General features: G+C 42.5%; 8 protein-coding genes. 5 read left to right on the plus strand and 3 right to left on the minus strand.

Annotated elements, in window-relative coordinates; genetic code table 11:
- From B2Y23_RS12060 to B2Y23_RS12070, 3 genes are all read right to left on the minus strand, one after another.
- Positions 1-437 (minus strand): NAD(P)-dependent oxidoreductase (locus tag B2Y23_RS12060; protein ID WP_291371053.1); only part of this gene is annotated, 437 nt, incomplete at its 3' end.
- Positions 438-545: 108 nt separating this feature from the next.
- Entirely contained in the window at positions 546-1037 is a 492-nt protein-coding gene (gene ilvN / locus B2Y23_RS12065; RefSeq protein ID WP_131287452.1) for an acetolactate synthase small subunit, read from the minus strand.
- Complete coding sequence (locus tag B2Y23_RS12070) at positions 1034-2761, minus strand: acetolactate synthase 3 large subunit (protein ID WP_291371055.1); 1728 nt, start codon at positions 2759-2761, stop codon at positions 1034-1036. The genes ilvN and B2Y23_RS12070 overlap by 4 nt, the downstream gene beginning before the upstream one ends.
- An 832-nt stretch (positions 2762-3593) precedes the next feature.
- On the opposite strand from B2Y23_RS12070, the gene B2Y23_RS12075 reads away from it, so the two are divergent.
- From B2Y23_RS12075 to B2Y23_RS12095, 5 genes are all read left to right on the plus strand, one after another.
- Positions 3594-3911 (plus strand): DUF4124 domain-containing protein, encoded by a 318-nt coding sequence (locus tag B2Y23_RS12075; RefSeq protein WP_409449787.1) that lies wholly within the window; start codon positions 3594-3596, stop codon positions 3909-3911.
- Between the two features lie 147 nt (positions 3912-4058).
- On the plus strand, positions 4059-6680 hold the full coding sequence (gene leuS / locus B2Y23_RS12080) for a leucine--tRNA ligase (protein WP_291355437.1): 2622 nt from the start codon (positions 4059-4061) through the stop codon (positions 6678-6680).
- A gap of 256 nt (positions 6681-6936) precedes the next feature.
- Positions 6937-7473 (plus strand): LPS assembly lipoprotein LptE, encoded by a 537-nt coding sequence (gene lptE, locus B2Y23_RS12085; protein WP_291355439.1) that lies wholly within the window; start codon positions 6937-6939, stop codon positions 7471-7473.
- Between the two features lie 17 nt (positions 7474-7490).
- Positions 7491-8480: a DNA polymerase III subunit delta gene (gene holA / locus B2Y23_RS12090; protein ID WP_291355441.1), complete on the plus strand. Its 990-nt coding sequence runs from the start codon at positions 7491-7493 to the stop codon at positions 8478-8480.
- 209 nt (positions 8481-8689) lie between these two features.
- The coding region (locus B2Y23_RS12095; protein WP_291371057.1) for an efflux RND transporter periplasmic adaptor subunit at positions 8690-9488 on the plus strand (799 nt) is incomplete at its 3' end.

Genomic DNA, 9488 nt, shown 5'->3' on the forward strand with positions numbered 1-9488 from the left:
ACACCTGAACCACGTTGGTATTCAGAACGTACTGTGTGACCAGGTGCTTTTGGCGCAACCATGATTACGTCTAAGTCAGCGCGTGGAACAACTTGGTTGTAAAGAATCGAAAAACCGTGAGCAAATGCTAAAGTTGCACCTTGCTTGATGTTTGGTTCGATTACGTCACGGTAAAGTTGAGATTGGAACTCATCTGGAGTCAAGATCATAACCACGTCAGCTTGCGCTACAGCAGCAGGAACTTCAGCAACTTTAAGACCAGCATTTTCAGCTTTCTTCCAAGAAGTAGAGTTAGCACGTAAACCTACAGTTACGTCAACGCCAGAGTCTTTAAGGTTAAGCGCATGCGCGTGACCTTGTGAACCATAACCAATGATCGCTACTTTTTTGCCTTGGATGATAGATAAGTCTGCGTCTTTATCGTAAAAAATTTGCATTGCTGTCTCCGCTTAAATGCTTATGTTTCCTTTTATCCAAGTCAATGATGTTATTGGTATTCATTAACCTGGATCCTCATCTTTATAATGAGTAGAATGTGTTAAAAATTAGATTGTTAAAACTTTTTCGCCACGTGCGATGCCTGACACACCAGAACGCACCACTTCAAGAATGGTATTTTCTGCAAGCGCATCGATGAAACCATCGAGCTTTTCAGTGGTACCAGCAATTTGAATGGTATAAGTCGTTGGTGTCACATCCACGATTTGGGCACGGAAAATGTCAGCTGTACGCTTGATTTCGGCACGTGCTGATCCAAGTGATTTCACTTTAATCAACATCAATTCGCGCTCGATATGCGCACCTTCAGACAAATCCACTACTTTAACCACTTCAACCAGTTTATTCAGCTGTTTGGTGATTTGTTCAATTTTATGATCATCACCATACGTGGTCAGGGTCAAACGTGACATGGTTGGGTCTTCGGTTGGCGCAACATTTAGAGTCTCAATGTTATAACCACGTTGAGAAAACAGACCCACCAAACGAGAAAGTGCACCCGCTTCGTTTTCTACGAGAACAGAGATAATATGTCTCATTGCGTGCGCTCCCCTTTTCCTAACCACATATCTTGCATCGATTGACCTGCAACCAACATTGGATATACATGTTCCGCACGGTCTACCATGACGTTAATAAATACGCATTTATCATTGATTGCCATGGCTTCTTCAAGCTTGGATTCAAGCTCATCGGCATGGTCAATCTGGATACCCACATGGCCATAAGCTTCCATCAACTTGGCAAAGTCAGGCAATGATTCAACATAAGAACTTGAATGACGACCTTCGTAGTTCATATCCTGCCACTGTTTCACCATACCTAGGGCACGGTTATTCAAGCAAAGAATTTTCACATTTAAGCCATATTGCTTACAGGTCGATAATTCCTGGATACACATCTGAATCGATGCTTCACCGGTGATACAAACCACTTGCTGATCTGGATAAGCCAGTTTTGCCGCCATGGCATAAGGTAAACCTACGCCCATGGTGCCTAAACCGCCTGAGTTGATCCATTGACGTGGACGCACATAGGTATAGTACAGCGCACCAAACATCTGGTGTTGACCAACGTCAGAAGTAATAATGGCCTGACTATTGGTAATTTTGTCTAAGGCTGCGACTACTTGCTGTGGCTTCATTGTGCCATCAGTTGGTGCAACAACTTTTAAGCCGTGTGCTGAACGCCACTCATGAATTTGCTTCCACCATGCTGCAAGATCGTCAGGATTTGGTTTAGAAACATTCATTTGTTTCAACTGCACCAACATCTCTTGAAGAACAGGCTCTACCGCGCCCACAATTGGAATGTGCGCCATAATGGTTTTAGAAATGGTTGCCGGGTCAATATCAATATGAATAACCTTGGCATTTGGACAGAACTTAGCCGGATTATTGGTCACACGGTCATCAAAACGCGCACCGATACACAGGATCAAGTCTGCATTATGCATACTCATGTTGGCTTCATAGGTACCATGCATACCGAGCATCCCCAAAAATTGAGGATCATTACCCGGGAATGCGCCCAAGCCCATCAAGGTATTGGTCACTGGATAGCCCAACAAGTGTGCAAGTTCAGTCAATAATGCTGATGCATTACCCTGTACCACACCACCGCCCGTGTAAATCACTGGACGTTTAGCACTGATCAATTCATCAATTGCTTTACGAATTTGGCCTGAGTGACCACGATGCGGTGGTTGATACGAACGCATCTTCACTTTTTCAGGATATTCGTAGGCAAATTTTTCTGCAGGATTAGTCGCATCTTTAGGAATATCGACAACTACAGGACCTGGACGACCTGAAGATGCAATATAGAATGCTTTCTTGATAATGCCCGGAATTTCGCTGGCATGACGCACCTGGAAACTGTGTTTTACGATTGGGCGGGAAATACCGACCATATCGGTTTCCTGGAATGCATCCTCACCGATGAGATGGCTTGCAACCTGACCAGACAAAATCACCATTGGGATTGAGTCCATATAAGCAGTTGCAATTGGCGTTACGGTATTGGTCGCACCCGGACCTGATGTGACGAGTACTACGCCAGTCTTACCTGTAACACGTGAATAAGCATCTGCCATATGACCAGCAGCTTGTTCATGACGTACAAGGTAATGATTGATTTTGTCTTGTTGAAAGAGCGCGTCGTAAATATGTAATACTGCGCCGCCTGGATATCCAAAAACATGTTCAACGCCTTCGTCCGCTAATGCGCGAACAAGCATTTCACCACCAGATAAAAGTTCCAACGTGATTCACCCTAATCTTTTTTCACGCACAAATGGAGGGCATTTGCGGTGATTAATTCATTCACTGTGTGCTCTGTTATAGCACACAAATTTCATAGTTTTCATAGCAATAAGAAAAAAATCTGACCTGTTTGCCGTTTAAGCAATATGAGGTCTAAAACATGTTGGGATAAACATATTTTGTTGGCTTTGTTCAGCTTCTCGGCTAGAGAAGAAGTCCATTGCTAAAATGCGCTTATTCGAAGGGTGATCGATCTAAGGCATATAAAACTAAAGCAGCATTTTTGTGGTTTCGAGTATTAAAGTCAAGTTTAAAAATTAGCTTTTTATGCATTATTTTTGAATTCTTCGCTTTTTATTCAGCCGTTTTGTATTTAGCTGTTCATATAATAATCACACATATTAAAAATATTATTATATTTCAATTAAATAACAAATATTTTTCATAAAAAATAAATATAAAAATCATAATAAAAAAGAATGAATATTTATTTTATTGAAAAATGTTTTTATTAATAAAAAGCTATTTCCAATCCTTTGATTTTATATTTTGATATCTTTTTATGCTCAAATTAGCGATACAGCAACTGACATGGAAGAATTTTTCCTGATTAAATCATTCGTCAAATAATTTCACCCCCTTAATACAATTCACTTATCTGCATTTTAGGGCTGTTTATCTTTTTTTTCTGCAAAACACTCAAGATCATATAAAATATGCAAACATTCAGGAGCTCTATTTCTCCCGCACTTTATCCGACTGATTATGACAATAAAGGACTTCACTATTATGACATCATCTTTCATAAAAATTGGATGCATGGCTGCATGCTTGAGCTTCAGTCTAACTGCAACCACGAGTTTTGCTAAAGAATATTACAAATGGGTCGATTCCAAAGGATCTACGCATTACACCACCACGCCCCCGCCAAAATCGGCCAAGAAAAAAGGTAAAGTTGATACCTATGGCGTCAGTCACTCTGCAACGCCTAGCCAATCGACAGCTGAAAATAAGACAACCCTAGAACAGCCGACTCAAAACACCACTATAGTTTCAGGTGAAAAAGTTATTGTCTTACCAACGTCACCTGTATCACCAAAGCCTCAACTACAACCTGCACCGGATAATTCGGCCCCTGCTGCACGATGATCAATTTGACGATATAAACTCAACTGCTGATCTTTATCCCAAAACGTCGATATTTTTCTTATTTATCCAGAGCCGCAAAATTCACTTTTAGGTGCATTTTGCGCTATGCTGTGCAACAAACTTTTTAACCATTGTTCTTATACGTTTATGACTACTCACATTGACCCTGAATATCAAGCTAGTGCGATTGAACCAACGGTCCAACAAGACTGGGAAACTCGCAAAGCCTTTAAAGTTGCCGATACTGTAGAAGGTCCACGTCGTTATATCCTCTCGATGTTCCCTTACCCAAGTGGCAAACTGCATATGGGTCATGTGCGCAACTATACCATTGGTGACGTGATCAGCCGTTTTCACCGCTTAAAAGGTGAAACTGTATTGCAACCTATGGGTTGGGATGCGTTCGGTCTTCCTGCGGAGAATGCTGCGATTGCACATAAAGTTGCACCGGCAAAGTGGACTTTTGAAAACATTGATTACATGCGTAATCAATTAAAAAAATTAGGTCTTTCAGTTGATTGGGATCGTGAATTTGCGACCTGTACACCAGAGTATTATCACTGGGAACAATGGTTATTTGTTCAGCTTTATAAGAAAGGTTTGATTTATCGTAAACTTTCAACCGTGAACTGGGATCCTGTCGATCAGACTGTTCTGGCCAATGAACAGGTTGAAAATGGCCGCGGCTGGCGTTCAGGTGCATTGGTTGAAAAACGCGATATTCCAATGTACTACTTCCGCATTACTGATTATGCACAAGAATTATTAGACGACTTAGACACATTAAAAGACGGCTGGCCGCAGCAAGTGCTGACCATGCAGCGCAACTGGATTGGTCGTTCACAAGGGATGGAAATTACCTTCCCTTCAGCGAACCCTGACGTATATGCCGATGATTTAACTGTTTATACCACACGTGGTGACACCTTGATGGGTGCAACTTATGTGGCGGTTGCTGCTGAACATCCAATGGCGCTTAAGGCGGCTGAAACCACCCCAGAATTAGCTGCATTTATCGAAGAATGCCGTATGGGTTCTGTGGCAGAAGCGGATCTTGCCACTGCCGAGAAAAAAGGCATGGCAACAGGTCTTTCTGTTAAACATCCTGTGACTGGCGAAGAAGTTCCTGTCTGGATTGCCAACTATGTATTGATGTCATACGGTTCAGGTGCAGTAATGGCCGTACCTGCACATGACGAACGTGATTTCGAATTTGCCAATAAATATGGCTTAACCATCAAGCAAGTGATTGATGCCAAAGGTGCAGATGATGCAGACTTTGATTCAACCCAATGGCAGGAATGGTACGGTTCTAAAGAAGGTAAACTGGTTAATTCTGGCGAATTTGATGGTTTAAATTTCCAGAGTGCTTTTGATGCGTTTATCGCGAAATTAGAACCACAAAAACTGGCAAATACCAAAGTTCAGTTCCGTTTACGTGACTGGGGTGTTTCTCGTCAGCGTTACTGGGGTTGCCCAATCCCAATGATCAACTGTGAAACTTGTGGTCAGGTGCCTGTACCTGAAGAACAGCTTCCAGTGATTCTACCGACTGATGTGGTGCCAGATGGTTCTGGTAACCCATTGAACAAAATGCCGGAGTTTTATGAAACCAAGTGTCCTTGCTGTGGCGCAGACGCTCGTCGTGAAACTGATACATTGGATACCTTTGTAGAATCTTCTTGGTATTACGCTCGTTATGCATCTCCAGACTTTACCGGTGGCATGGTGAAACCTGAAGCGGGTCAAACCTGGCTTCCAGTGAATCAATACATCGGCGGTGTCGAGCACGCAATTCTGCATTTACTTTATGCACGCTTCTTCCACAAATTGATGCGTGATGAAGGCGTGGTACAAGGCAACGAGCCATTCACCAATCTTCTTACTCAAGGGATGGTTTTGGCTGATACCTTCTACCGTGAAGCGGAATCAGGCAAGAAAACCTGGTTTAACCCGGCGGATATCGAGCTTGAAAAAGACGAAAAAGGCCGCGTTCTTTCTGCGAAATACAAAGAAGATGGTCAAGAAGTTGTAGTTGGCGGTCAGGAAAAAATGTCGAAATCGAAAAACAACGGTATCGACCCGCAAGCTATTATTGATCAATACGGCGCAGATACTGCACGTGTATTCATGATGTTTGCTGCTCCGCCGGATCAATCTTTAGAATGGTCTGATGCCGGTGTTGAAGGTGCAAACCGTTTCTTAAAACGCGTATGGCGCTTGGCAACTGGTTTCCTTGAACAAGGCAATAATGCTGCAACCATTGATAAAGCAAATTTATCAAAAGATGCGCAAGATTTACGTCGTAAAACACATGAGACCATTCAGAAAGTGGGTGATGACATCGAACGTCGTCATGCATTCAACACTGCAATTGCAGCGATGATGGAACTTCTAAATGCCAACAACAAGTTTGAAGCGAAAGATGAAAACGATGTTGCTGTAGCACGCGAGTCAATCACGACGCTTCTTACATTGCTTGCACCGTTTGCACCGCACTTAAGCCAAACTTTATTAGCTGAGTTTGGTATCGAATTAACTACGGCTGCTTTCCCTGCGGTAGATGAATCAGCGCTGACTCGTAATACGCAAACGATTGTGGTTCAGGTCAACGGTAAACTTCGTGGCAAGCTTGAAGTGTCTGTAGATGCTTCTAAAGAAGACATTTTGGCGCAAGCTAAAGCCTTACCAGAAGTTCAACAATTCTTGACTGCTCCAACCAAGAAAGAAATTGTGGTTCCAAATAAGTTAGTGAATTTGGTGGTTTAATTTAATCCCCCTAAGTCTCCCTTTTATAAAGAGGGACTTCCCAATCTTAATTAAAAAAGAGATTCTCCTCCCTTTTTAAAGGGAGGTCGGGAGGGATTAAATCTCCCCTAACCCCTCTTTAATAAAGAGGGGAATTTAAGGATTACAACAATTCCCAAACAAAGCCCGTTGCCAGTCAACGGGCTTTGCACATACAATCACTACATAATTTTAGATCTTCCTTTTTTGCTTTGAAGAACAACACAGAGGACAACGCATGCATTTGGGCAAACGTTTAGCAGCAATTGTTTTAACTTGTGGTCTAAGTGCAAGCTTAGTCGGTTGCGGCTTCCATCTAAAAGGCACCAATCCGGCGACAGCTCCTGTGGCTTATTCTAAAATGAAATTGGTACTGCCAAATGATGCAGGACAATTGCATGAAAAACTTGCAATTTATTTAGGTGCAACAGGAATTCAACTGAGCGACAGTGCTGATGCCTATGTATTGCGTGTACTGAATTACACCCCACAACGCCATGAATTGAATGGCAAACTGGTCGAAACCCTGCTGCGCCTGACCGTGACTTTCCGTATTGAAGATGCACAAGGCAACCCGGTCACCGAACCGCGTACCATTACAGCTTCACGCAGCTATCAATATGATGTGGCTACAGTAAACACGGATGATCAGGAACAGAAGTATCTCAATCAAGTGATTGTTGATGATGTGGCACAGCAAATCGTACGTCAGATTTCATCTAACCGTTTGCCTAAAGTCGTGACCAAACCGGCCAGTTCAACCCTTCAACCTTAAATATAGAAAATAGAGCTATGAAACTTGACTATCCCCAAGCACTCAAACGTGTTGATGAAGCTCGCGGTGCCTGGATTATGTATGGTCAAGAGCCCTTGCTCGAACAAAATTTACTGGATGCTTTTCGTCAAAGTTGGCAAAAACAGGAAATTGAACGGCAGCGTTATGATATTAGCAATGTCAGTGACTGGAAAAATGTCTTTAATGCTTTAAATAGCCTATCCTTATTTTCTACTCAACTTGCTGTTGAAGTGCATGGCAATATCAAGCCGGATGCAAACGGCATCAAGCAACTAAAAAGCTATATCCAGCACAATGAGCAAAACCTGCTTTTGGTGGTGATGCCCAAACAGGACAGCAGCAGCTTGAAATCGAGCTTCTTTCAGGTGGTAGATGCCAACGGTGTCACCGTACCGCTTACGGCCAATTATCCGCAAGACCGGCAGCGCATTTTAAGCATTGAGGCTGACAAGCTTGGGATTAAACTTGCCAATGATGCCTGGGCTTGGCTTGAACAACATCATGAACATAACCTACTGGCAGCCAAAAACAGTTTAATGCGCGTCAGTGATACTTTTGCAGATGTGGATATCATCCAGATTGATCATTTGTATTCATGCTTACAGGACCAGTCGCGCTACACCACTTACGATTTAAATGATGCCCTGCTTGCAGGCAATCTGGCTCAGGCGATTAAAATTTTCCAATATCTGATTGTTTCAGGCGAGCCGATGAGTCTGATCTTATGGAGCATCAGTAAAGAAATGCGTTTGCTGATGCAACTGTTTGAACAGCCGCAAAATGCCTTGCAGCTCGGAATCTGGAAAAATAAGGTCAGCCAATATCAGCAGGCTTTGAGACGACTGAATCCAAACATTTTTCTGACTTGGCCTTCCCTGTTATTACGTATTGATGCGTCCATTAAAGGTTTGGGAAAAGAAAATCCTGAACATTTGATTATGCAAGCGATTGGCAGCATGTGTGGTCAAACTTTATTTGTAGAGTAATCTGCACAGCTTATTTTCACTTTTTTTGTTGCTTATTGTTAACCAGAAAATTCTTATTTTCGTTCTAAAATGGCGTAACTACAGTAAAATTCAATAATACAACTCCATCTCACAAAATAATAACAATTCTCATTTGTTAAAAAAATTCACGTTTTATCCTCATTTAACTTTTATAATCCTTTTTAATTTCCATAATTTATATGTTTAGCATGCCAAAAATTAAACCATCTAAAATTGTCGTCGCGGTGGTCTGCATACTTGCGATCGCCGTAACCGCCTGGTTTTTCTTAAAACCTAAAGAACAGCAACCTCAATACATTACCAGCGAAGTGAGCCGTGGTGATATTGAGGATTCTGTGCTTGCAACCGGTGTACTTGAGGCGACCAAAATGGTCAGCGTGGGCGCACAGGTGTCCGGTCAGGTGAAAAAAATGTATGTGAAATTGGGCGACCAGGTGAAACAAGGTCAACTGATTGCTCAAATTGATTCGATCCGTCAGGAAAATGACCTAAAAACGGCTGAAGCGAGTATTAAAAATCAACAAGCGCAACTCGCAGTCAAGCAAGCCAACCTAGCTAAAGTTCAAGCCGAATATCAACGCCAACAAGCGATGTATGCACAAGATGCAACCTCACGTGCTGAACTTGAGTCCGCATTGGCCAGCTATAAAACAGCCCAAGCTGATATTTTGGCAATTAATGCACAAATTGAACAATCCCGTTTAACCCTGGCAACGGCTAAAGAAGATTTGGGCTATACCCAGATTGTTGCGCCGATGGATGGTACGATTGTGGCGATTGTGACTGAGGAAGGCCAAACCGTAAACGCCAACCAAAGTGCACCGACTATTGTAAAACTGGCAAAACTTGACAACATGACCATCAAGGCGGAAATTTCTGAAGCCGACGTGATGAAAGTTGAAGAAGGTCAAACTGTATATTTCACTACCTTGGGCAATAGCGACAAAAAACATTATGCAAAACTGCGCCAAGTAGAACCTGCACCGA

The organism is Acinetobacter sp. UBA5934, from assembly GCF_002430855.1.
Lineage (GTDB): Bacteria > Pseudomonadota > Gammaproteobacteria > Pseudomonadales > Moraxellaceae > Acinetobacter.

Bases quoted from the DNA above. Each gene is read 5' to 3' on its own strand.
- ilvN (WP_131287452.1), bottom strand. From the start codon at position 1,037: ATGAGACATATTATCTCTGTTCTCGTAGAAAACGAAGCGGGTGCACTT.
- leuS (WP_291355437.1), top strand. From the start codon at position 4,059: ATGACTACTCACATTGACCCTGAATATCAAGCTAGTGCGATTGAACCA.
- lptE (WP_291355439.1), top strand. From the start codon at position 6,937: ATGCATTTGGGCAAACGTTTAGCAGCAATTGTTTTAACTTGTGGTCTA.
- holA (WP_291355441.1), top strand. From the start codon at position 7,491: ATGAAACTTGACTATCCCCAAGCACTCAAACGTGTTGATGAAGCTCGC.